This window comes from Streptomyces sp. NPDC017991, assembly GCF_044328075.1.
GTDB lineage: Bacteria > Actinomycetota > Actinomycetes > Streptomycetales > Streptomycetaceae > Streptomyces.
On sequence record NZ_JBIRGP010000005.1, the window covers coordinates 43,564 to 66,071 of the forward strand.

General features: G+C 71.5%; 21 protein-coding genes. 8 read left to right on the forward strand and 13 right to left on the reverse strand.

The annotated features are described in order from the left end of the window. Window positions 1-6: 6 nt before the first annotated feature. Complete coding sequence (locus ACH4DZ_RS16495; protein ID WP_398287812.1) at window positions 7-1,416, forward strand: PLP-dependent aminotransferase family protein; 1,410 nt, start codon at window positions 7-9, stop codon at window positions 1,414-1,416. Window positions 1,417-2,232: 816 nt separating this feature from the next. Here ACH4DZ_RS16495 and ACH4DZ_RS16500 read toward each other — a convergent pair. Beyond that, window positions 2,233-2,496: a DUF397 domain-containing protein gene (locus ACH4DZ_RS16500; protein WP_398287813.1), complete on the reverse strand. Its 264-nt coding sequence runs from the start codon at window positions 2,494-2,496 to the stop codon at window positions 2,233-2,235. Further along, entirely contained in the window at window positions 2,497-3,357 is an 861-nt protein-coding gene (locus ACH4DZ_RS16505) for a helix-turn-helix transcriptional regulator (RefSeq protein WP_398287814.1), read from the reverse strand. Between the two features lie 178 nt (window positions 3,358-3,535). Between ACH4DZ_RS16505 and ACH4DZ_RS16510 the strand changes: the two genes are divergently transcribed. The 3 genes from ACH4DZ_RS16510 (at window position 3,536) to ACH4DZ_RS16520 (ending at window position 7,129) form a co-directional block, all read left to right on the forward strand. Beyond that, window positions 3,536-4,135: an ATP-binding protein gene (locus ACH4DZ_RS16510; RefSeq protein ID WP_398287815.1), complete on the forward strand. Its 600-nt coding sequence runs from the start codon at window positions 3,536-3,538 to the stop codon at window positions 4,133-4,135. Between the two features lie 164 nt (window positions 4,136-4,299). Next, window positions 4,300-4,752, forward strand: a complete 453-nt coding sequence (locus ACH4DZ_RS16515; protein ID WP_210883637.1) for a hypothetical protein — start codon at window positions 4,300-4,302, stop codon at window positions 4,750-4,752. A gap of 514 nt (window positions 4,753-5,266) precedes the next feature. Then, window positions 5,267-7,129 carry an ABC transporter ATP-binding protein gene (locus tag ACH4DZ_RS16520; protein ID WP_398288296.1) on the forward strand — a complete coding sequence of 621 codons (1,863 nt, stop codon included), beginning with the start codon at window positions 5,267-5,269 and terminating at the stop codon, window positions 7,127-7,129. An 83-nt stretch (window positions 7,130-7,212) separates the two neighbouring features. Here the strand turns inward: ACH4DZ_RS16520 and ACH4DZ_RS16525 are convergent, their stop codons facing one another. From ACH4DZ_RS16525 to ACH4DZ_RS16555, 7 genes are all read right to left on the reverse strand, one after another. Then, entirely contained in the window at window positions 7,213-7,383 is a 171-nt protein-coding gene (locus ACH4DZ_RS16525) for a hypothetical protein (RefSeq protein ID WP_398287816.1), read from the reverse strand. A gap of 145 nt (window positions 7,384-7,528) precedes the next feature. Continuing rightward, window positions 7,529-8,233 (reverse strand): DUF899 domain-containing protein, encoded by a 705-nt coding sequence (locus tag ACH4DZ_RS16530; protein WP_398287817.1) that lies wholly within the window; start codon window positions 8,231-8,233, stop codon window positions 7,529-7,531. A 194-nt stretch (window positions 8,234-8,427) separates the two neighbouring features. Beyond that, window positions 8,428-9,897, reverse strand: coding sequence for an amidohydrolase (locus ACH4DZ_RS16535; RefSeq protein ID WP_398287818.1), 1,470 nt, complete (start codon window positions 9,895-9,897; stop codon window positions 8,428-8,430). A gap of 165 nt (window positions 9,898-10,062) precedes the next feature. Then, entirely contained in the window at window positions 10,063-11,991 is a 1,929-nt protein-coding gene (locus tag ACH4DZ_RS16540; protein WP_398287820.1) for an FUSC family protein, read from the reverse strand. Between the two features lie 758 nt (window positions 11,992-12,749). Then, the gene (locus ACH4DZ_RS16545) at window positions 12,750-13,481 is read right to left on the reverse strand and encodes a hypothetical protein (protein WP_398287821.1); all 732 of its coding nucleotides are present in this window, start codon (window positions 13,479-13,481) and stop codon (window positions 12,750-12,752) included. 58 nt (window positions 13,482-13,539) lie between these two features. Beyond that, a complete protein-coding gene (locus ACH4DZ_RS16550; protein WP_398287822.1) occupies window positions 13,540-13,974 on the reverse strand; it encodes a hypothetical protein in 435 nt (144 codons plus the stop codon). 111 nt (window positions 13,975-14,085) lie between these two features. Beyond that, window positions 14,086-15,261: a peptidoglycan recognition family protein gene (locus tag ACH4DZ_RS16555; RefSeq protein WP_398287823.1), complete on the reverse strand. Its 1,176-nt coding sequence runs from the start codon at window positions 15,259-15,261 to the stop codon at window positions 14,086-14,088. Between the two features lie 198 nt (window positions 15,262-15,459). Here ACH4DZ_RS16555 and ACH4DZ_RS16560 point away from each other — a divergent pair, with 198 nt between their 5' ends. Continuing rightward, window positions 15,460-15,915: a RidA family protein gene (locus ACH4DZ_RS16560; RefSeq protein WP_398288297.1), complete on the forward strand. Its 456-nt coding sequence runs from the start codon at window positions 15,460-15,462 to the stop codon at window positions 15,913-15,915. 9 nt (window positions 15,916-15,924) lie between these two features. Continuing rightward, window positions 15,925-16,539, forward strand: coding sequence for a gamma carbonic anhydrase family protein (locus tag ACH4DZ_RS16565; protein ID WP_398287824.1), 615 nt, complete (start codon window positions 15,925-15,927; stop codon window positions 16,537-16,539). 15 nt (window positions 16,540-16,554) lie between these two features. Here ACH4DZ_RS16565 and ACH4DZ_RS16570 read toward each other — a convergent pair whose 3' ends face one another. The 3 genes from ACH4DZ_RS16570 to ACH4DZ_RS16580 all read right to left on the reverse strand — a co-directional run bounded on the left by ACH4DZ_RS16570 (window position 16,555) and on the right by ACH4DZ_RS16580 (window position 20,041). After that, window positions 16,555-17,505 carry a glycoside hydrolase family 6 protein gene (locus ACH4DZ_RS16570; protein WP_398287825.1) on the reverse strand — a complete coding sequence of 317 codons (951 nt, stop codon included), beginning with the start codon at window positions 17,503-17,505 and terminating at the stop codon, window positions 16,555-16,557. Window positions 17,506-17,798: 293 nt separating this feature from the next. Continuing rightward, a complete protein-coding gene (locus ACH4DZ_RS16575) occupies window positions 17,799-18,530 on the reverse strand; it encodes an aspartate/glutamate racemase family protein (protein WP_398287827.1) in 732 nt (243 codons plus the stop codon). Window positions 18,531-18,532: 2 nt separating this feature from the next. Continuing rightward, window positions 18,533-20,041 carry an NCS1 family nucleobase:cation symporter-1 gene (locus ACH4DZ_RS16580; protein WP_398287828.1) on the reverse strand — a complete coding sequence of 503 codons (1,509 nt, stop codon included), beginning with the start codon at window positions 20,039-20,041 and terminating at the stop codon, window positions 18,533-18,535. A gap of 226 nt (window positions 20,042-20,267) precedes the next feature. Here ACH4DZ_RS16580 and ACH4DZ_RS16585 point away from each other — a divergent pair, with 226 nt between their 5' ends. Together ACH4DZ_RS16585 and ACH4DZ_RS16590 are read left to right on the forward strand one after the other, a co-directional pair. Continuing rightward, entirely contained in the window at window positions 20,268-20,975 is a 708-nt protein-coding gene (locus ACH4DZ_RS16585; RefSeq protein ID WP_398287829.1) for a GntR family transcriptional regulator, read from the forward strand. After that, entirely contained in the window at window positions 20,972-21,379 is a 408-nt protein-coding gene (locus tag ACH4DZ_RS16590) for a (2Fe-2S) ferredoxin domain-containing protein (protein ID WP_398287830.1), read from the forward strand. Before ACH4DZ_RS16585 ends, ACH4DZ_RS16590 begins: the two co-directional genes overlap by 4 nt. Before the next feature lie 11 nt (window positions 21,380-21,390). Here ACH4DZ_RS16590 and ACH4DZ_RS16595 read toward each other — a convergent pair whose 3' ends face one another. Continuing rightward, window positions 21,391-22,419, reverse strand: a complete 1,029-nt coding sequence (locus ACH4DZ_RS16595) for an alpha/beta fold hydrolase (protein WP_398287831.1) — start codon at window positions 22,417-22,419, stop codon at window positions 21,391-21,393. Window positions 22,420-22,508: the final 89 nt, after the last annotated feature.

Below are 22,508 nucleotides of genomic sequence, written 5' to 3' on the forward strand. Positions count from 1 at the left end.
ATTCTTATGTCAGACTCATGGGTCAATTCCGCGCAGCGCATTGGTGCCGACCTGCATCTGGAGTTGTCCGGTCCGGGTGGCCGTCGTGCCGCTCTGAGCCGTGCGCTGCGCGAGGCGATCCGCAGTGGACGGCTCGCTCCGGGCACCCGCCTCCCCCCGTACCGTTCGCTCGCCGCCGACCTCGGAGTCGTCCGCAACACGGTGGCCGACGCGTACGGCGAACTGGTCGCGGAGGGCTGGCTCACGGCACGCCAGGGCTCGGGAACCCGGGTCGCCGAGCGCGCCGAACCGCTGGAGCCCCGGGCCCGCGTACCCAAGAAAGCTCCTCCACGCGCGCGTGGGCCGCGGCACGACCTTCGGCAGGGCACTCCCGACGCGTCGGCGTTCCCGCGTACCGCCTGGCTCGCTTCGTACCGGCGGGCACTCCAGCGCGCCCCCGCGGAGGCCTTCGGGCCCGGTGATCCCGCGGGGCGCCCCGAGCTGCGGGAGGCGCTGGCGGAGTACCTGGCACGCGCGCGTGGAGTGCGTACCGAGCCGGGGCGGATCGTGATCTGCTCGGGGTTCGCGCACGCTCTGCGGCTGCTCTTCCCCGCGGTTCTGCGAGGCTCCCTGGCCGTCGAGTCGTACGGGCTCCCCTTCCACCGGGAGCTGTTGACGGCGGCGGGAGTACGAACCGTCCCGCTGGCCCTCGACGAGGACGGTGCCCGGGTCGGTGACCTCGGCAAGGAGCGGGCGGTGCTGCTCACGCCCGCGCACCAGTTCCCGACCGGCGGGCCGTTGCATCCCGCACGGCGTGCCGCCGTCATCGACTGGGCACGCGCGCGGGGAGGGGTGGTTCTGGAGGACGACTACGACGTGGAGTTCCGTTACGACCGCAAGCCCGTCGGAGCGTTGCAGGGTCTGGATCCGGAACGGGTCGTCCACATCGGTTCGGTGAGCAAGAGCCTGTCGCCCGCGCTGCGGCTGGGCTGGATGGTCCTTCCCGAGCGGTACGTCGACGACGTGCTGGCGGTCAAGGGCGAGCGGGAGGCGTGGGCGAGCGTCCTGGAGCAGCTGACGCTCGCGGACTTCGTCGAGTCGGGCTCGTACGACCGTCATGTACGGCGGATGCGGCAGCGGTACCGGAGACGGCGGGACCGGCTGGTCGAGGCGCTCGCCGCGCAGGCACCGCATGTCGAGGTCACCGGGATCGCTGCCGGGCTGCACGCGGTGCTGCGGTTGCCGCCCGGCAGTGAGCGGTCCGCGGTGAAGGCCGCCGCGTGGCAAGGGCTCTCGCTGGACGGGCTCGCGGAGTTCCGGCACCCGGAGGCGGCCATGGCCGCGCCGGACGGCCTTGTCGTGGGCTATGCCACGCCCGCGGAGCACGCCTACGGAGCCGCGCTGAACGCGCTGTGCGCCGCGCTGCCACCTCCGTGAGCCGCCTCCCTCCCCAAGCCCTCGCCAAAGCCCTCCCCTGGGGCCCACCTCCGGAGGGGCCCGCCTCCGTACGGATGGAGGGGCAGGTGACCGGAACAGGCGCCCGGATCAGGTGACCGGATCAGGTGACCGAACGATGACAACCCGCCCCCATCCTTCGTTCCGCCGTCAGACGCAGAGCCACCCCCGCGCGTCACCCCTGTTGGCGGCCGGTCCTGGAGGGGGCTCGATGACGACGGTTGACGAACGTCACGAAGACGGTGCCTGCGACGGGGAGGAACGGGCCGCACGCCATACCGCGTACGCCGTCCCCTGAGCGATCCGCAGGCCACGCGCATCGTGCTCGCCGATTCCAAGAGTCCCCGTCGGGTGCGGTCCGCCGCAGTCTCGCGGTCGGACCGCCGTCGTCCATCGAGCAGATCCACTACGCGCCGAGCCTCGGCCCGGGCCGGGCCGGGCCGAGCAGCCGCCGTTACCGGTGGTGGCGGTCAGCCGGCTCGTGGACGCACCGCGCCGCATGTGGTCCTGGTTCTGAAGCGGGTTTCGGCTTCCGTGCAGCTACGTTCTTGCGGCGGCGTCGTTCTTGCGGCGGCGTTCCCACCGCGGGAACGTTCCTGCAACGACGTTCTGAAGGTCCGCGCCATTCTGGAGGTCCGCAGCACTCTGTCCGCGGCACTCCGCCCGCGGCATTCCCGATGCTCGACCACCGCACCGCACCGCACCGCACCGCACCGCACCGCACCACACCACGTCGCACCGCATCACGCTCAGGAGAATCGGTTCTGCAACAACCGGCCGGCAGATTCGTCGGCGACCTCAGGAGAGCAGGAAGTCCGCCTCCCCCGCCTTGGCACCCTGAATGAACGCGGTCATCTCGCCGGGGGTGTAGATGAGAGCGGGACCGTCCGGGTCGGCCGACTGACGGACCGCGATCCGGCCGTCGGCGAGCTTCATCGCCTCCAGGCAGTTGCCGCCGTTGCCACCGCTCCACGGCTTGTGCCAGCCTTCGCTGCCCAGTTCCCTGGCGGGCATGCCGTTGTAGATCCGCGCGCGGCGTATCCGGGACTTGATGCGATCCATTCACAGCTCCTTGCGGAGATCCAGCAGGATCTCCTTCGTGCGATGTGCCGTGGCGGCCTGAGCCGCCATGCGGTCCATGACCTCAAGGTGGGTTGCCACCTCGGTACGCGCGTCCAGGTAGACGGCGCCGGTCAGGTACTCGCTGTAGACCATGTCCGGCAGTTCGGGCATGGCAAAGCGGAACAGCACGAACGGCCCGTACGTGCCCGCGTGCGGCCCCGAGGAGAAGGGGGCGATCTGCAGCGTCACGTTGGGCAGTGTCGTGGCTTCCAGCAGTCTGTCGATCTGGCCGCGCATGACCTCGGGGCCGCCGACCGGGCGGCGCAGGGCGGTCTCGTCCATCACGGCCCAGAACCGGGGCGCGCCCTCGCGCGTCAGCAGCTCCTGGCGTTGCATGCGCAGCGCCACATGCCGCTCGATGTCCTCGGGTCTGGTCTGGCCGACGGCGCCGGAACGCATGACGCCACGCGCGTACTCCTCGGTCTGCAGCACTCCGGGCACGAAGTGGGGTTCGTACGAGCGGATGAGGGCGGCCGCGCCCTCCAGGCTCACGTACATCGAGAACCAGCCCGGCAGGATGTCGTGGAACCGCTGCCACCAGCCCGGTTGGTTCGCCTCCTCGGCGAGCATGACGAAGGCCTCGGCCTCGTCGTCGGAGACGCCGTACGACTTCAGCAGGAGCTGGAGGTACGGGATCTTGAGGGTTACCTCGGCCATCTCCATACGGCGGACGGTGGCGGCGGTGACACGCAGAATGCGGGCCGCCTCCTCACGCTTGAGCCCCGCGCGTTCCCGCAGGTCCAGCAGGCGCCGTCCGAGGACGACCTGCCCGACCGTCGGCGCGGACCGCGGCTCACTCACGTCCACCTCCACTTTTGTCCAGACAGCCGGGGCGGCGCCCGTTCGAGCCCTGTACAGGTACCCAACTGACGCCGCGCCACGTGCTGTTGCGAGCAGTGTGCCATGGCCATACCGCTCAGAACACTGCACTCTGCAATTTTCAGAGTGACACTTGCCAAGTGTTCACGACGGGGAGATAGTGGCAAACGTGATTCCGTCCGCGCCGTTAGGAACAGCTGCAGCCGTGAACCGAGACCGCCCTACCGCCACCGCCGGGGTACGCCCCGACACGGCGGTCGAGCGCCGGTTCCGCTTCGAGCTGGCCGCACATCCGGGCTCCGCAGCACAGGCCCGGCACCTGACGCGGGCCCGACTGTCGGGCTGGGCGGTCTGCGAGGACACCTGCGACACGGCAGAGCTCGTCGTCTCCGAACTGGTCACCAACGCCATCGTGCACACGGCGAGCCGCCATGTGGTGTGCGAGCTGCACGACGGCGAGGACCTGGTGCGGATAGCCGTCCGTGACGAGGGATGTGCGCCGGGTGAGCCCCACCCGTCGCCACAGCGTCCCGACGAGGAGCACGGGAGGGGACTGCTCCTCGTGGCGGCGATGTGCACTGCCTGGGGCGCCCAGGAAACCGGTCCCGGACTGCTGGTCTGGGCGGAACTGCCGCGGACGGCGAACAACGGCGCCGAGCCGCGGTCGGACCTGGGCTGGAGTGCGAGGAGCCGGCCGGCCCCAGCCGGCTCCTCGCCGACGGGGGTACACATACCCCAGGCCGGGAATGAATGGTTCTGACCTGAATCGTTCCATCTCCCGGCCGGACATCGGCATCAGCATCAGCGTCGGCACCGATGTCGACATCGACATCGGCACCAGCGGACAGTGCGGGCGTCGCGACACCGAAGAGCCAGGACCGACCGAACGGGACCGAAGACATTGGGAACACGAGCGGGGGCTGCATGGGTGTGAGGGCTACCTCGGCCGGTACGCCAAGGGTGCTGAACCTGAACACGCTGGTCCGCATCGAGCGCGGCCGGACGGCGTCGGGCCCGGGCGCTTCGCGGCCGCTGGCCGTGCCGGAGGGCATGCAGGCCCCGCTGGGCTGTGACGCGGTGGCGATGCCCGCGAGACTCGGCCCGCTGCTGATGCCCCGGCTGCCGCGCGTCGGCTGTGTGTACGCCGACAGCACGCACTGGTGGTGGCTCGTGCCCTCCGACTCGGATGTCGCCCTGGAGTGGCCCTCGCCCGCGCACTACGCCACGGGAGCGCTCGTTCCCGCCTCGCCCACCTTCCCCGGGCTGATCCACACACCGGACGGCACGCTGCCGTACACCCCGCCGATCCCCCTCTACCTGGCGCTGTGCCGGGTGACGGGAACGCCGCCGGCCTGGTCCCGGCCGATCAGCGCCTGATCCGTACGGGCTGATCCGTACGGGCTGATCCGTACGGGCTGACGGGCGCGGACCGAGGCAGGCCGACAGGTCGGCTGGTGTCCCGGCGGGTACCCCGGGCGGCCCCTGCCCGCCCCCGCTGGTCCCCGCCAGCCCCCGCCAGTCCCTTCCGACATCCTGGTCGGCCGACCCGCGCCCGACCTGAATCGTGCGTGCGCCGCGGGCATTCCTCCGACCATTCCCCCGACCCCCCGGTGCGTGGAAGCACGCGTTCCAGGGCATGGCACCTCGCGCGGCCACAAGCGCCGGGCGTGCTCCGGATACGCCGTACCGGAGCGGGCGCGCGCCCTGCCCGAGAGCGCTCGGCCCCGCGATAGTGGCCGTTCGCCCACGATCGGGGAGGTCATCGGTGGGATCTGCCGAGTCGGCGGGATCGTCGAAAAGGATCACGCGCGACAGCGAGAAACCCGGTGCGGACGGGCCCGAGCCCTCCGAGTCCGAGCGGCTGCTGTTCGGCGGTCCGCTGCGCTACGACATGGGCTGGTCGCAGCACTCCGACGCGTTCATGGAGCTGAACTTCCGCGCCATGGTGACGCGGCTGCCCGCACTCCTCGCGTCCAGTTTCCGGCTGGCCTGGCAGGCGGACCGCCGGGCCGCGCGGACCGTCCTGGGCGCGGAGGTGGGCCGCGGTCTGGCCCAGGCGGTGAGTCTGCTGGCGGTCAACAGCGTCCTCGGCCGGCTGATGGCGAGCGGCCCGGTCGCGGACCGGCTGCGGGACGCGGCACCCGCCCTCGTCACGGTCGCCGTCGTGACGCTCGTCGCCGCCCTGCTGCGGGGCGCCTCCACGTACGCGACCGGCCGCCTCGAACCGAAGGTGGAGCGGGTCGCGACGGAGCTGTACCTGGAACGGGCCGCGACGGTCGAACTGTCGGCGATCGAGGACGAGGCGTTCCACAAGCTGCTCGACACCGCGCAGTACGGCGCCTCGTCCGCCCGGCGCATGATCGGGATCGCCACACGTGTGGTGAACGCGATGATCTCGCTGATCGCGGCGGCCGGCGTCCTCACCGTGCTGCACCCGGCGCTGCTGCCCCTGCTGATGACCATGACGCTGCCGAGCGCCTGGAGCGCGCTGACCATCGCCCGGCGCCGTTACGCGTCGTGGCACGCCTGGGTGCAGCACGCCCGGGCCGGCCGGCTGATCGGCAACCTGCTCACCGAGCCCGCCGCCGCACCGGAGATCCGCGTCCACGGCGTCGGCCCGTTCCTGCTGCGGCACTTCCGCTCGATGTCGGAGGCCGCCGAGGCCGAACAGGCCCGGCTCGCCCGACTGGAGGCACGCACCGGCCTGATCGCGGCCGCTTGGACCGGCCTCGCCACCGTGGCGACGTACGCGACCCTGGGCGGGCTGCTGCTGGCCGGGGCGATGGCCCTGTCGGTGGCCGGCACGGCGGTCATCGCGATCCGTACCGGTTCCGCGAACCTCGACACGCTCGTCCTGGAGGTCAACACCCTCCATGAGGAGGCCCTGTTCGTCGGGGATCTGCACCGCCTGTACGCGGAGGCGGCCGAGCGCACGATCCCGGTCGGCGGCGCGCCACTGCCCGAGCAGCCGCGCGAGATCCGCTTCGAGAACGTCACCTTCACCTATCCGGGCAGCGCGGCCCGGCCCGCACTGTCGGACCTGACCCTCAGCGTGCCGCTCGGCAAGATCGTGGCACTCGTCGGCGAGAACGGTTCCGGGAAGACCACCCTGGTCAAACTGCTGTCCGGCCTGTACGCCCCACAGCGCGGCCGGATCCTGTGGGACGACGTGGACGCGGCGACCGCCGACCGGCACCAGCTCGCGGAGCGGATCGCGATGGTGGCGCAGGACTTCAAGAGGTGGCCGTTCACGGCCCGGGTGAACGTGGCGATCGGCCGGGCCTCGGCACCGCTCACCGACGAGCGGCTGGACGCGTCCGTCACGGAGGCCGGCGCCGAGGACGTGGTGGCGGACCTGCCACGGGGTCTCGACACACTGCTGGCCCGGATGTTCAGCGGCGGGCACGAGCTGTCGGGCGGCCAGTGGCAGCGGCTCGGCATCGCACGGGCGGCGTACCGGCGGGGCGCGATCCTGGTCGTGGACGAGCCGACGGCGGCCCTCGACGCGCGCGCCGAGCTGGAGGTCTTCGAGAAGATCCGGGCCCTGGCGGGTACCGGTCAGACGGTCATTCTCATCACGCACCGGCTGGCTTCGGTGCGCCACGCCGATCTGGTGCATGTCCTCGACCAGGGCCGTCTCGTGGAATCCGGCACTCCGGACGAGCTCCTCTCCACGGGTGGCGTCTACGCCGAGCTGTACGGACTGCAGGCCGGGCAGTTCTCGGTACAGGTGCCGGCGCCCAAGGCGGGGTGAGACCCACGGCGGGGTGAGGCCCACGGCGCCGACCGGATGGCCCGAGCCGGCTCGGCCGGCCCACCGGCGCACGCTCGCCCGGCCTACTCGACGAGGTCCCGCACGACAACCAGGAACGTGTCCGTCGACAGGTCCATCACGACGTCCACGTGCTGCCCCTCAAGGCGGCGCGCCTGCGCGAACTCCTCCGCGGGCCAGGAACCACGCGGCCCACCGGCCGGAAAGCGTTCCAGCACCGTTCGACCGTTCAACATCCTGTACCTCCATGTGGCGCTGCTCTCGTGAGAGCCCTTGAAGAGTTAAACGCTCATCATGGGGTGAAGGTCTCGCGAAGTGACGTTACTGAGACGTAGTCGACACACGGTCACAACGGTTGGGGGAACATCCGGGCGACCGCGTTCAGTCCTCGTACTCGTCGTGGTAGCGGAGGCGCTCGCTGCCCGCGGGCGCCCCCAGTGCCGACGCGCGCCCCTCGGGTTTCTCCCACTCCTCCTGCCGGCCGAGCGCGGTGAGGTCCAGGAGGCTCGTGGTGGAGCCCAGCCCGTCGAGTCCGCGCGCGTACGTCGAGTACGTGTGGAAGATCCGCTCCCGCTCCCGCAGGAAACAACTCACCCCCGGCCGCTCGTAGGGCTCCTGGCCGTCGTCGCCCGCGCCCGTCTCGAACGAGGCCTGGAAGTCGTCATTGAAGTCGTTGTCGTACGACGAGTACCAGGGCAGCGTCCACCCCATCCGCGCCTTGAAGGGCAGGATCTTCGTGTACGGCGCCCTGGAAATCAACGCGAACTCGGTGCCCCGCGCGCGCAGATGTGCCAGATGCCCGATCTGGTCGACGAACGCCGAGCAGCTGCGACAGCCCGCGTCCCACTCGGGCGCGAACATGAAGTGGTAGACGACGAGTTGCTGCCGCCCTTCGAAGAGGTCCCGCAGCGTCGCCTTGCCGTCGCCGCCCTCGAAGACGTACTCCTTGTCGATCTCGACCATGGGCAGCCGTCGCCGGTCGGCGTTGAGCGCGTCCCGGGCCCGGGTCGCGACCTTCTCCCTGACCAGCAGTTCCTCGCGCGCGGCCTGCCATTCCTCGCGCGACACGATCCCCGGAAGCGTCATCGCTACTCCTTCGGTGCGGTGCCCTGTCAGGCGGTGCGGTGCCTTGTCAGGGGTGGACCGAAGGGAGCGCCGGAACTCATCGGTGAGCCGGAAGATTCTTTCCTGGCGTACCGGGTGTACCGGGTCCGGGCGTACCGGGTCCGGGTGTACTGGGTGTACCGGTGACCCGGTGTGCAGGTGGCCCGAGGTCCGTCTCAGGTCCCGGTCTCGTACGTCTGGATCCGCTTGCCGTGGCTACGCTCGATCAGGGCGGGCATGCGTGCGTTCATCTCCCGCACGACCGCCGGGACGTCGAGGGTCAGGAGTTCGCGGTCGCGCATGAGGATCCGCCCGTCGACGATCGTCGTGCGTACGTCGCCGGAGCGGGCGCTGTGCACGAGGGTGGCCGCGAGATCGTGCACCGGCTGGGTGTGCGGACCGCTCAGGTCCACCAGGACGATGTCGGCCCTGCGTCCCGGTGCGAGGCTGCCGATCCGCTCGCCGAGCCCGACCGCCCGGGCGCTCTGCAGCGTCGCGTGATGCAGGGCCTGACGGGACGTGAGCCAACGCGGGTCGGCCTCGGTGAACTTCTGCGCCAGCGCGGTGAGCGCCATGGACTCCCATACGTCCAGGGAGTTGTTGGAGGCGGCCCCGTCCGTGGCGAGCCCCACGGGGATGCCGAGTGCACGCAGTTCGCGTACCGGAGTGGTCGTGGGCCAGGCGAACTTGAGGTAGCCGCGGGGCGCGCCGGCCACGCCGATCCGGCCGGTCGCGCGGGCGAGGACGGGCAGGTCGCGCTCCACGATGCCGGTGCCGTGCGCGATGAGCAGATCGGTGTCGAGCAGACCGGCCGCGGCCAGGACCTCGATCGGTGTACGGCCGTGGCGGGCGAGGCTCGCCTCGGTCTGGTCGCGGTTCTCGGCGGCGTGGATGTGCACGAGCAGGCCGTGTTCGCGGGCGAGCCGGGCGGTCGCGGCGAGGTCGGCGTCGTCCACGGTGTAGGGCGCGTGCGGGGCGAGCGAGGTGGTGATCCGGCCGTCGGCGGTGTCGCGGTGCCGGAGGGCGAAGTCGAGCGACCGTTCACGGCCTTCGGCGCCCTGGGAGGAGAAGTAGGCCTGCCCGAGGTTGGCGCGCAGACCGCTCTCGGCGGTCACGGCGGCGACGATGTCCATCGAGAAGTAGTGGTCCGCGAAGCAGGTGACCCCGCCGCGGATCATCTCGGCGCAGGCCAGCCGCGCCCCCAACTCGATGTCCCTGTCCTGGAGGTTGGACTCGATGGGCCAGACGAATGCGTTGAACCACTCGTCGATGGGCAGGTCCTCCGCGATGCCGCGCAGGGTCACCATCGGGGTGTGGGTATGGCAGTTGACCAGGCCGGGCATCGCGACCTGGCCACGGGCGTCGATGTGCTCGGCCGCGGCGAGGTCGGCGGGACCGGCCGGATCGGCGGGACCGGCTGGACCGGCGGCGCGCGGGTCGGCCGACCCGCCGGTGATCGTCGCGATACGGCCGCCGCGTACGACGATGGTGGCGTCCTCGACGAAGCCGATCCGTTCGCGTTCGTCGTGCACGAGGGCGGTGCATCCGGTGATGACGAGATCGGCGGCCTCCGGCGCGCGGCCGGCCGGGGAACCCGGTGGGCCGGGCTTCGCGTCGGGCTCGGACTCGGGCTCGGGCGAGGTCATCACGCCACGGTACGGCGGGATCGTGCCGCCGGGTGACGTGAACCGCGCATCCCGTCTCCGCGCATCCCGTCTCCACCGTGTCCCGCGGGCGGTTTCGCGCGCATCCTGAGAGCTGTCCCGACCACGACGCGCCTGCGGACGGTGCTCCTCAGCTCAGGTTCCGGCTCAGGCGCTACGCAGACCTGCCGGGGAGGCCGCAAGCCCTGCGCACTCCCGTTGGTCCACGAGTTCGTCGAGCAGGGTGGCGATGCGCTCGGTGTGCCGCGGGGTGAGCCGTCCCGTGTCGTCGAGGTGCACGGCGCAGGCGGTGGTGGTGTCCACCAGGCGTTCGAGGGTGGCCGCGACCTCGTCGGTGCCTGCCGTGTGCCGGGCCAGGGTGGGAAGTTCGGCGGCGGAACGGTCGATCGCCGCGCGCGCCTCCGCCAGCGTCCGGTAGGCCTCGCGGCGCAGCGCCCAACGGGTGGCCCGGTCGTCGCCGCCGTCACCGCTGCCGTCGGCGCCGCTCAGGACGTGTGTGAGATAGGCGTGCGCGGCGTCGGTGGCGGCCGTAAGCCGGGCCCGTACGTTCCCGCCGCGCTGCCCCGGCGCCGGGAGATGCCCGACGACCAGCACGATCGCGCAGGCCAGCAGCGTTTCGCCGATCCGGCTCCAGGAGGCCTCCGGCTCACCGCCGACCATGACGAGGGCGAGCACGAGGACGGTGACGACGGCTGTCTGCGCGGCGAAGTGCCGGGTGGCGACGGGGATGAGGGCCCCGCTGATCGCCACGAGCGCGACGAGCCCTTCGGGCCGGGGCAGCACGGCCGCGAACCCCGCGAAGACGAGGGCGCCCAGGACGGTACCGGCCGCCCGGTTCAGTACGCGCGAGACGAGCGGACCGAGGTCCGGCTTCACGAGAAACACGGCGGTCGCGGGAAGCCAGTACCAGTGGACGTGGTGCAGTGCCTGCGCGACGGCGACGCCCGCGCCGTAGCAGAGGCCGACGCGGAGGCCGTACTCTCGCCCTCCGGTCCCGGTGACGGTGCGCAGCAACGCCTTGGCACGCAGAGGCCGCAGATGCAGGCCCTTGTGGGCGGTCCGCTCGGCGCCGAGCCCGAGGGGATGACCGCCGCTCGCCTTACGGGGGTTCGGGCCGCCGCGGTCGAAGGTCTCGGCGGCGTGCAGCAGGGCGTCGTCCAGGGCCCGCAGTCCGGGGACGGTCCGGGAGGGCGCGGGCAGCGGCCCGCAGGGTTCCCCGGTCCGCACGGCGACGGCGAGCCGCCGCGGTCCCTCGGCCGTGCGGGCGGGCAGCGCCTCACCGGCCCAGGCCAGCGCGGTCGCGGCCTCGGCGAGCGGCAGCGCGGCGGCGTACTGCGCCCGCAGCCGCCGCTCGGCCGCGGAACTGGCGTACCGCCGCAGCCGTGGCCCCGCCAGCGCGTCCTGTGCGTGATCGAGCGCGGCGGTCAGGGCGGCCCGTCGGCCTCCAGCCCGCTCCCCGCCCGCTGCGGCGAGCAGCTCGGCGATCGCGTCGTACACACCGGCGACCCCAGCACGCTCCCCGTCGAAGCGGAAGTCGTTGGCCAGGGCCCCGGGGGTGGGCAACGCGAGTCGCAGCACGATCAGCCAGCCGGTACCGGCGAGGAAGGACAGCGCCCGCTGCCAGCCGGGTTCGGGCAACGGCATCCCGGCGCCGATGGCCGCGGCGACGAGCAGCTGGGTCCCGGCCCCGGACGCCACGGGCCCCACCGCGCTGACGGCCCCGGCGAGCAGCCCGAGCGCGGTGAGCGTCAAGGTCAGCGGGGCGGCGCCGAGGCCCTCCCCCGCGTACGTGCCGACGGCGATGCCCGCGGCTCCGGCCAGCCCGGGCACGCCGATCCGGGGCACGGCGGTGCGCCGGCTCCCCGGCCGGTCGTTGATCCCGGCGAACATGGCTCCGAGCGCGGCCATGACACCGAGGGGCTCCCGCCCCGCGAGGACGGCCACGACGAGCAGGGGCCCGGCGGCGAGCACCCCACGCAGCACGGCGTTCCATGGCACGGGCCCCCGTTGCGCCCGCAGCGCGTGCGTGAGCCAGGGCGGGAGGGCGGTGGGCACGTCGAGCAACGGTCGCGGCACGGGTACGGGGCTCCTGTCGGGACGAGGGCGGTTGCGGGTGGCATGCCTTCGGGCGACGTCGGCCGGGCGGTGGGTGCGGTCCTTGGTTCTCCACGGAGGACCGGTTCTCTACGGCGGGTCGGTCCTCTACGGAGGATCCATTCTCCACGGAAGGTCTCCGCGGAGGATCGGTTCTCCACGGAAGATCTCCGCGGAAGGTCTCCGCGGAAGGTCTCCGCGGAAGGTCTCCGCGGTAGATCGTGTCCGGTGGCGGAACCGGACATGAGCGTTTCCACGGTGTGACGATTTCGGCGAGAGCCGGGTTCTTTATGAACGCAATCGCAAGCGCGGGCCCGCTGGAACGGGCCCGCTGGAACAGAAAGAGGAGCGGGCCCGGGGGCGTAGCCGGCCCCCGAGCCCTGTGATGCCACCCATGCGGCACGCCGGCACGCTTGAGGACCCAGGTCAGTTTCATGTCGCCGCGTCCTGCCTTTGGACCACCGCACATCGAGCTGTGCGGGCCGGACTTGAACCGGCATTTCGACGCCCGGAGCCTGGGTCCGGTCGATCCGGCGATCGGTGGCGAATGCTGAGACTGGAGCAATAGTCTGAGATTGAGCGCGGTCTGCCTCTGCCGATTGGGCTACCGCGGCGCGAAGAGTGCCGCGGGGAGGACTTGAACCTCCACTGGAACCGCGCGGTCACGACAAGCTTCAGGTTCAGCTTGCGCTCCTCGCGCACCCCGGCCGCCGTGAGTGATGGCCGGGGAGTTCATGAGGCTACCCGAACAGGTAGCCGAACACGGCGTCCCCGACACGCTCGTCGGTGACCTCCGCGCCGTTCGCCTCTTCCCGGGCGAACTTGACGGCCTGCTGCAGCTTCTCGACCCGGTCGAGCAGCTCGTTGACGCGCCGCGCGGGCAGGGCTCCGGAGAACTTCACGGTCGTCCAGTACCCGACGGGAATGTCCTCGTAGTACACCTCGACCTGGGCGGGGTGCTTGTCGGTGGCCTCGGCCTTGACGTGGTTGCGCGGGACCTTCTTCGTACGGAGCGTCCGCACCGGCTCGGTCTTCCACGCGTCGGTCGACGGGTCCTGGACCCACGACTCGGAGGCGTCGAGCACGGGCAGCTTCCGTACGAAGGTGTTGAGATCGGTGAGCTGCTTCTCAAGGAAGAGCAGGTACGACACGGGAACGTCGGCGACGAGCACCCGCCCGTCGACCTTCACGTCCGCGCGGGCCGTGCAGTTGGCCCAGTCCTTGGTGGCGGTCACGTCGAACAGCCGGGTCAGCGCGGCCGCGGTGTCCCGCAGCACGTTCTCGGCCTGCACCTGCACCCGGGTCGACTCGGGCGGCAACTGCTCGCCCTCTTCGTCCTTGGGCTGGTACGTACGCGAGATTCCGGCCAGCAGGGCGGGCTTCTGCAGCCCGTGATGCGCGGCCGTCAGGTCCTGATGCGACTTGGACTTGACGCCCTTCTCCACTGCGATGATCTGATTGAGTTTCGCCACGTCGCTGACGGTAGCAGGGCCGACGGGGGCTGATCGAAGGGTTATTCGACGGGCCGCGTCACGTACGGCGCCAGGGCTCCCCGATCGTCTGGCCCCCGCTGAACGTGCCGCCCTGGACCACGACACCCTGGGACACCCCGCCACTGACGCTGTTGTGGACAGTGAGTGTCGTGGGGGCCGTGGGCTGCGGGCCCAACTCGTCCAGGAGTGCGCGGAGTTCCGCCGCCGCTTCCGGATCGTCGCGCAGGGTCCGCCGGAGTCTGACGCGCCAGGACGCCTCGACGTCGGCCGCCGCGTCCTCGTCCCCGGCGTCCCGTGCCGCGACGAGGTCGGTGCGCGATTCCTCCAACTCGCCCTGGACCACCTCCTCGTCCCTCCCCCGCGAGAAAAGGGCGACGACCCGGTCCCGTACGTTCCCCCATCCGTCGGTCACCATCTGCTGCACGAGAGCCGTCGCCCCCGCCGCCGCCAGCGCCGCCAACTCCGCTTCCATCGGGCCCCCTTCGTCACGTGTGCCGGGATCCACGGTAGTGGGACCGGCAGGGACGGCAACCCCGTACCGGGAGGGCGCGCCCCGCCGACGACGCGCCCCCTGACTCAGCACTCAGCCGCCGGCCGCCACCGCCTTCCGCAGGGCAGCCAGCTCCCCGTGCATCACCCCGCCCGGGCACTCCGTCGCCATCCAGTCGCGGTGGCCGCTGATCTCGTGGACCTCCCTCGTCCTGCCGGTGGTCGGGCTGGTGTAGGTGACCTTGGCCTCCGGGTCGACCCCGTGCATGCGGACCATGGAGCGGAGCAGGGTGGTGAGGGCGTCACGGGCGGCGGCGGTCGGGCCCTGGCTCGTCAGGTTGCCGATGAGGGCGATGCCGAGGTTGCCCGGGTTGTGGCTGAGCACGTGGAACGCGGTCACGAGTTTGTTGTCCTCGTCGTGGGCGGGCGTGGCGGTCTCACCCGAGTAGCGGCCCTCGTAGATCCGTCCTGCCTCGTCGATGAGGAAGTGGTAGCCGATGTCGCCCCAGTCGTTGGTGATCGCGTGCACCTGGTAGAGCGCGCGCACCGTGGCGGCCGGGTCCGCGTCGCCGTTGGCCGTGGCGGTGTGGTGGACCGTCAGGGTCTGGAACGGGTGGTACGTCTGCGGTGAGATCTCCTTGCCGTCCGATCCGAAGCGGAGTTTCTCGTCCGCGCCCCAGGCCGCGCGCGTCAGGTACGCGACGCCGCGCACCCGTGTCGTGTCCCGCGGCACGGCGACCGCGCGCATCGGGCCGCGCGTGGTGTCGACGGCCAGCGACCGCAGTTCCGTGGCACCGTCCGGGGCCCTCAGCTCGTATCCCGAGGCCCGGTCCACGGGGATGAGCAGCGCGCCGCCGTCGCTGTCCGAGCAGCCGTCGCCGCTCAGGGGCTTCCAGGCTCCCTTGCCACCGTCGGCGTCGATGAGCCGGATACGGCCGCCGGTGGCCTCGCGGGTGCCGGTCCAGCGCACGCCCACGTAGCCGATGGGGAAGGCGACCTCGACGGGTGCCTCGCCGGTGGCCGTCTCGGCACGGGTTCTGGGGAACGTCTCGTAGGTCGTGCCGGGTTCCGGGGCTGCGGTGTCCGCGGCAACCGTTTCCGAAAGCGTGTCGGCCCTCGCGACGGGGGCGACCGCGGCGCCCGCCACGAGGGCGACCGCGGCGCCGATCAGCCCACGCCGCGTGACGCGTGACCCGGCGCGATGGGAGGTGGGAGGAGTGGAGGGAACGGGAACGGGGGCCGAGGTGGAGGTGGTGGGGGGAACAGTCATGGGGGTTCCTTTGGTCTTGCTGGTCGTTCCTGCCACGTTTGAAGGTGCAAAGACGCAAAGGATCATAGGGCTCCGGCCGGGCAGATATTCGGATGCGGCGCCGTGCGCCGGGAACGCATCATCGGCCCACCTGCCCGCGATCCCGACCCGCCCCGCCTCGCCCCGCCCCGTCCCGTCCCGTCCCGAAAGGCCACCACCGTGCTGAAGCGCGTCACCGTCCCCAGCCTCTTCGCGCCGCCCGCCTACTCCCACGCCTCCGTGGTCGAGGCCGGCACACGCCTCGCCCTGCTCGCCGGGTCCGTGCCCCTCGACGCGGACGGCGAACTCGTCGGCCCCGGCGACCCCGTACGGCAGGCCGAGCAGGTGATCGCGAACCTGGGTGAGCAGCTCCGGGCGGTCGACAGCGACTTCGAGCATGTCGCGTACACCGACGTGTACGTGGTGAGCGCCGACCCCGCCGTGCTCGCCGAGGTCTGGGAGGTCGTCGAGGCCTCCCGTCTCAGTGTCGGCCCGCACGCCTCCACCCTCCTCGGCGTCGCCTGCCTCGGCTATCCGGGCCAGCTCGTCGAGATCACGGCGACGGCGGTGGTCCCCGGCCCCGGCCGGAGCCCTAGCCCGAGCCCGAGCCCGAGCCCCGACGGCGAACGCGCCTAGAGTCGTCCCATGTTGATCGAACACCGCGGGCAGCGCCCCGTCGTCCCGGCCTCCGCCTATGTCGCCCCGTCGGCCGTCCTCTGCGGCGCCGTCACCCTCGGCGAGCGCGCCCGGGTCCTGCACGGGGCCGTACTCACGGCGGAGGACGGAGAGGTACGGACCGGCGCGGACGTCGTCGTCATGGAGAACGCCCTCGTACGGGGCCGCCGCCGGCACCCCGCGATCATCGGGAACGCCGTACTCATCGGCCCGCACGCCCACGTCAACGGCGCCCGCGTCGAGGACGAGGTCTTCGTGGCCACCGGCGCCTCCGCGTTCCCCGGAGCCGTCGTGGGCGCCGGTTCGGAGCTGCGGATCAACAGCGTGCTGCACGCGAACTCGGTGCTGCCGCCCGGCACGGTCGTCCCCATCGGGTGGATCGCGGCCGGTGCCCCGCAGGCGCGCCTCTTCTCACCCGACCAGCACGACGAACTGTGGGAAGTGCAGAAGGAACTGGACTTCCCGGGCACGGTCTACGGCGTCCCCCGCGGCACCTCGATGCGGGACATCATGGCCCGGCAGTGCGACCACTTCGGCGCCCACCTCGACGACCGCGTCATCGAGGACGGCCCCTCGGCCCACTGAGGTTCCCGCCCCCGCTCACCCCCGTGCGTTCCGCGCGAGCTCCAGCGCGTACGACGGCCACCACCGGCCGGCGGCCGGGCCGCCCCGGCAGGTGCCGTCCGACTCGCCCGGCCGTTTGACCCACAGATAGGCGTCGAGCAGCGGCGCGTCCGTCACGGTGGTGGGAGCCACGCCCAGGGCCCGGCCCGGCGGATTGCACCAGGAATCCGTGCCGGTCCGGGGCCCGTTGCCGTTGCGGCTGCTGTCGATCACGAAGTGCTTGCCGCCGAGAGCCGCCGACAGTTTCTCGCCGTACGCCGAACTGTCGGCGTCCGTGCGGAAGTTGGAGACGTTCAGCGCGAAGCCGTCGGCGCGGGCGATGCCCGACTGTTTCAGCGGCGCGATCAGCCTCGACGTGTCCGGGTGCCAGGCGGGGTTGCCCGCGTCGAGATAGACGCGGGTGTTCGCCTGCCGCTTGAACCGGTCGACGGCGTACGCCAGCAGCGCGTACCGCTCCTCCGGTACGACCCGGCCGCAGCCGTCCACGCTGTGCGCCACCGCGTCCGGTTCGACGATCACGTACGCGCCGCGGTTCCCGAGTCCCGCCGCGAACTCGTCGACCCACTCCCGGTATCCCGTCGCGCTCCGGGCTCCGCCGCCCGAGTAGGAGCCGCAGTCGCGGTACGGGATGTAGTAGGCGACGAGTACCGCCGTGCGTCCTTCCCGTGCGGCGGCGGTGGTGCGGGCCTCCACGACGGCCCGGGGCCCCGGGCCGACCAGCCACTCGGCCTGGGGTCGGGTGGAGATCCGTTCCATCAGCAGGGCGTCCGCGGTCCGTCCCGTACGCCGCCATTCGGCTGCCTGCCCGGCGGCGCTGGACTCGGGGTTCACCCAGAGGGCAACCTCGGCGTCAGCGCCCGAGACCTCGCCGCCCCGCGAACCGGCAGACGCGGCCATGCCCAGAGCGACCAGCCCGACAGCGAACATCCGGACACGGACACGGCCCCCGCCCCGGAGAGGAGGCCGGAGGAGGGCACGAACACGGGCACGGACACCGGCTCCGACAGCTGGGGGCACGAGCGACTCCGTTCCCACCGTCGCGGCACCGGCACCGGCGGCGGCTCCTGCGCGAGGCACCGGCCGGATGCCGGCGGCTCACTCCCGGAGTCTGCGGTCCCCCGCGAGCCACCACCGTGCCCGCCGCATCCCTCGTCCCCGGAATCACTCCGACGGCGGCGCCCGTCCCCACCGTCACTCCGACAGCGGCGCCCGTCCTCACCTCACTCCGACGACGACGACGACGGTGGCGGCGACCAGATCCGCCGCTTCGGCAGCGGTTTCGCGTAACCGCCCGCGCGGCTCGTCGTGAGGCCGAGCGACACGAGCGACTCGGCCAGCTTCACCGCCGCGCCCACGCCGTCGACGACCGGCAGCCCCAGCTTCTCCCCCACAGCCCGCTGCAGCCCGGTCATCCCGGCGCAACCGAGGACCAGGACCTCGGCGCCGGCGTCCCTGGCCCGTTCGGCCGCGGCGACGAAGGCCGCTTCCGTACGTTCCTGGTCGCCGAGGTCGAGCACACCGAGCCCCGTGCCCACGACCACGGCGCAGTTCCGGCCGACCCCCGCCGTGTACAGGCTGTCCTCGATCTGCCCGGCCGAGCGCTCCAGCGTGGTGACGACTCCGTACCGCCGTCCGAGCAGGCAGGCGAGGTGGGCGGCGGCCTCGGTGATGTCGACGACGGGCACGTCCACGAGTTCCCGTACGCCCTCGCGCCCGTGCTCCCCGAAACCGGCCATGACGACGGCGTCGTACGGGCCCTCGTAGGTGCGCAGGGTGTCGAGGACGGCGGCGGCCGACAGATAGCTGTCGAGCCAGCCCTCCGCGGACTCGGGCCCCCAGGCGGGGGTGAGTCCGAGCACGGTGGTGCCCGGGCCTGCCGCGGCCCGGGCACCTCGCACGATCTCCTCGGTCATCCCCTGCGTCGTATTGCAGTTGGTGACGACGATCCGCACGCTCAGCCCTCCTGAGGAGCAGTGGCCGAAGCGGGAGCCGGAGCCGAGGCGGCAGCCGGTTCCACGGCAGCGGCGGCGCGCTCGGAGCGGCACAGCAGCGCGTACAGCCCGGCGGCGAGTGCCGTACCGATGAACCAGGAGTACGGGGCCACGTCGCTGAAGGTCTTCACCAGCGCGAGGACCGCCGAGACCGCCGCCGCGGGCAGGAACGCCCACAGGGCCTTGGGGTTGACGCCCTTGCGGTAGTAGTAGCGCGAGCCGGGCTGAGCGTTGAACAGCTCGTCGGCATCGATGCGACCGCGCTTGACCCAGAAGTAGTCGAGCATGATCACGCCGAACAGCGGGCCGAGGAAGGCGCCGAGGCCGCCGAGGAAGTAGTTGACGACGGTGGGGTTGGAGAAGAGGTTCCACGGGGTCACGACCAGCGCGGCGACCGTGCTGATCATGCCGCCGATCCTGAAGGTGATCTTCTGCGGCCAGACGTTGGCCAGGTCGTAGGCGGGCGAGACGAAGTTGGCGACGATGTTAACGCCCATGGTGGCGATGGCGAAGGTCAGCGCCCCCACGATCAGCACCCACTTGTTGCCGATCTCGGCGACGAGGTGGGCGGGGTCGGTGATGGCCTTGCCGAACACCTCGATCGAACCGGCCGTGACGATGACCGACACGATCACGAAGGCGGTCGAGTTGATCGGCAGGCCCCAGAAGTTGCCGCGTTTGACGGTCCGGTAGCTGGGCGCGAAGCGCGAGAAGTCGCAGAAGTTGAGCATCAGCGTGCCGTACGTGGCGAGGATCAGCCCGATCGCGCCGAACCACTGACGCCACTGCTCACCCACGGAGACCGGGTTCGGGGTCGAGGTGAGCGAGATGGTCCAGCCGGCCTTCGCGAGGATCCAGACGGCGAGGGCGATCATCACGAGCCAGATGGCGGGACCGCAGAAGTCCTGGAACTTCCGTACGGACTCCATGCCCTGGCTGATGATCAGCGCCTGGACCAGCCACAGCGAGACGAAGGACACCCAGCCGAGCGCGTCGAGGCCGAGGAAGGAGCTGTGGGTCCAGGATTCCAGCCCCGGCCAGGCCGCGAGCAGCATGATGTTGACGGCGACGGAGGCCAGATAGGTCTGGATGCCGTACCACATGATGGCGATGACGGCCCTGATCAGCGCCGGGATGTTGGCGCCCCAGACGCCGAAGCTGATGCGGCTGACGACCGGGAAGGGCACGCCGTGGGCCTGTCCGATCCTCCCCATCCAGTTCATGCCGATGTAGATGAGCACGAAGCCGACGAGCAGGGACGTGAAGATCTGCCAGACGTTCATGCCGAGGACCAGCAGCCCGGCCGCGAACGTGTAGTTGCCGAGGTTGTGGACGTCGGACATCCACATGGCGAAGAGGTCGAAGACCTTCCAGTTGCGCTTGCCCGCGGGGGCGAGGTCTTCGTTGGTGAGCCTGGGATCGGGGACGAACGGCGGCGTGCCGGTGGCTGCGGCGGGATCGGCGAGGGACACAGGGCCTCCATGAGCGTGGTCGGGGACGACGGGAGGACTGGGGCGAAGGGAGGGGTGGGCTGAAGGGAAGGGTGGGGTGACGGGAGGACTGGGGCGACACTGGGGCGACTGCAGGCCGTTTTTGGTATACCAAACTGTGGTCATGGTCCCGCTCCCGATGACTTCTGGCCATGTCCGGGCGGTAACAGCTCGGTAAAAAGGTCGCGGGGTCGGCGAGGATGGACGCATGACGACGGTGGAACCGCTGGGGGCGGTGCGCGAGCGGGTACTCAGCTCGCTGCGGCAGGAGATCATCGCCGGACGGCTGCTGCCCGGCGACCGGTTGGTCGAGCGCGAGCTGGCCGAGCGGTTCGGGGTCTCCCGGGTGCCGGTCCGCGAGGCGATCCGGGCCCTGGTCACCGAGGGTTTCGTCCTTTTCGAGACCCCGCGCCGCACGGTCGTACGCCGGCTGACCCGCACGGACGTCGTGGAACTCTTCGAACTCCGCGAGGCGCTTGAGGTGTACGCCACCGGGCTGGCCGCCCAGCGCGCCACGCGGGCCGACCTGGCCGGGCTCGACGAACTCCTCGACCGCGCGGCGGACGCGACCGCCGCCGACGACGCGGAGGCGATCACCGACATCAACACCCGCTTCCACGACCGCATCCTGGCGATGGCCGGAAACGGCCTGCTGATCTCCGTGATGGAACCGGTCGACGGCCGGCTGCGCTGGCTCACCCGCCGGAACGAGGAGTGGCCGCAACTCCTGGCCGAACACCGGGAGCTGTACGCGGCCATCGCCTCCGGCGACCGCGAACAGGCCCGCGCCCACGCCCTCGCGCACGTCCGGGCCAACTACCGCTCGACGGTGCGCCACCTCTTCGGTGACACGGACTCCCCCGTCCTCACCGGTGCTGATCCCGAAGGATCCGACAGACTCGAAGGAGACGTGTGACTGCCCGTACGGCGATCGGTGCCGCGAGGACCCGGCCCTGCACGCTCGTCGTCTGCCGCGGCTGCTGCTGCGGCGACGCGCGCAAGTACCCCGGCTACGACCACGACTGGCAGCTGGACCGCCTGCGCGCCGCCGCCGACGCCTCCGGTGGCCGCCTGGCGGTCCGTACGGCTGACTGCCTCGGCCCCTGCGACCAGGCCAACATCATCGTCGTACAGCCTTCGGGCGAGGGCCGCAGGCGAGGCGGCCGGGCCGTCTGGATCGGCTGGGCGATGGGCGACGACTGCACCGACGAGATACTGCGCTGGGCGGAATCAGGAGGCCCCGGGATCGCCGCTCCCCCGACCACCCTTGAACTGCAGTTCGTCCGGTCGGCGGGCGAACGGGACCGGGCGCGGCGGTAGGCACCCCGCCCTCAGAGGGGCGCTTCCCCCCGCGGCGCGTACCTGTCGGTGGCCGCGACCAGTTCGTCCACGACACCGGGCGCGCCGGCGTTGTGCCCCACGTCGTCCACCATGACCAACTCGCTGCCTGGCCAGGCATGGTGCAGCCGCCACACGACGCCCAGCAGGTTCCCGAGGTCGAGGCTGCCCTGGACGAGGGTGCCGGGGACGCCCTTGAGGAGATGGGCGTCACGCAGTACGACGGCCTGGCCCTCGCCCCCGGAGCGTCCGTCTTCGGAGCGTCCGTCTTCGGGGAGTCCGTCTTCGGGGAGTCCGAGGAAGTGGTCGTTGCCGAAGTAGTGGGTGACCGTGCGGGCGAAGGCCAGACGGAACTCCGGGTCCTCGTAACGCTGCACCGACCGCGGCGGTGCCGGGACGATCGCTGTCTCCCAGTCGGTCCAGGCGCGCGCGGCCCTGGCCCGCACCGCCGGGTCGGGGGACTCGATCAGCCGGTTGTACGCGGCCGCGAGGTTGCCGTCACGATCGTCCGCGGGCAACTCGGCGAGGAACCGTTCGAAGGCTTCAGGGAAGACCTGGCCAAGTCCCCTGGTCAGGAGGTCCACTTCGGCACTGGACGCGGTGGCGACACCCGCGAGCACCAGTTCCGACACGGCTCGCGGGTGCGTCTGCGCGTACCGCAGCCCGAGCACCGAACCCCACGAGACGCCCCACACGAGCCACCGCCCGATGTCCAGCTCCCGCCGCAGCAGTTCCAGGTCACCGATCAGCCGCGCCGTCGTGTTGACACTCATGTCGGTGTCGTACGCGCTCGCGTGCGGCGTCGACCGTCCGCAGCCGCGCTGATCGAGCAGGACGACGCGGTACACGGCCGGGTCGAAGTAACGCCGGAAGCCGGGAGTACAACCGGAACCCGGCCCGCCGTGCAGCACGACCGCCGGCTTGCCCCGCGGGTTCCCGCACGTCTCCCAGTACACCCGATTGCCGTCACCGACATCGAGCATGCCCCGGTCGTACGGTTCGATCTCCGGATACAGACCCATCGCGCGACCCTAGCGCGGTACGGAGCAGAGCACGGGTACGGGGCAGTGGCCGCTGTGCGCGGTGTGCGGCTACGGGGCAGTGCGAGGTT

Excerpts from the sequence above, each read along its gene's own strand:
- ACH4DZ_RS16585 (WP_398287829.1), top strand. The coding sequence starts at position 20,268 with ATGACGACGGTGGAACCGCTGGGGGCGGTGCGCGAGCGGGTACTCAGC.
- ACH4DZ_RS16595 (WP_398287831.1), bottom strand. The coding sequence starts at position 22,419 with ATGGGTCTGTATCCGGAGATCGAACCGTACGACCGGGGCATGCTCGAT.
- ACH4DZ_RS16495 (WP_398287812.1), top strand. The coding sequence starts at position 7 with ATGTCAGACTCATGGGTCAATTCCGCGCAGCGCATTGGTGCCGACCTG.
- ACH4DZ_RS16500 (WP_398287813.1), bottom strand. The coding sequence starts at position 2,496 with ATGGATCGCATCAAGTCCCGGATACGCCGCGCGCGGATCTACAACGGC.
- ACH4DZ_RS16535 (WP_398287818.1), bottom strand. The coding sequence starts at position 9,897 with ATGACCTCGCCCGAGCCCGAGTCCGAGCCCGACGCGAAGCCCGGCCCA.
- ACH4DZ_RS16525 (WP_398287816.1), bottom strand. The coding sequence starts at position 7,383 with ATGTTGAACGGTCGAACGGTGCTGGAACGCTTTCCGGCCGGTGGGCCG.
- ACH4DZ_RS16555 (WP_398287823.1), bottom strand. The coding sequence starts at position 15,261 with ATGACTGTTCCCCCCACCACCTCCACCTCGGCCCCCGTTCCCGTTCCC.
- ACH4DZ_RS16550 (WP_398287822.1), bottom strand. The coding sequence starts at position 13,974 with ATGGAAGCGGAGTTGGCGGCGCTGGCGGCGGCGGGGGCGACGGCTCTC.
- ACH4DZ_RS16530 (WP_398287817.1), bottom strand. The coding sequence starts at position 8,233 with ATGACGCTTCCGGGGATCGTGTCGCGCGAGGAATGGCAGGCCGCGCGC.
- ACH4DZ_RS16570 (WP_398287825.1), bottom strand. The coding sequence starts at position 17,505 with ATGTTCGCTGTCGGGCTGGTCGCTCTGGGCATGGCCGCGTCTGCCGGT.
- ACH4DZ_RS16515 (WP_210883637.1), top strand. The coding sequence starts at position 4,300 with ATGGGTGTGAGGGCTACCTCGGCCGGTACGCCAAGGGTGCTGAACCTG.
- ACH4DZ_RS16520 (WP_398288296.1), top strand. The coding sequence starts at position 5,267 with ATGGGCTGGTCGCAGCACTCCGACGCGTTCATGGAGCTGAACTTCCGC.
- ACH4DZ_RS16565 (WP_398287824.1), top strand. The coding sequence starts at position 15,925 with ATGTTGATCGAACACCGCGGGCAGCGCCCCGTCGTCCCGGCCTCCGCC.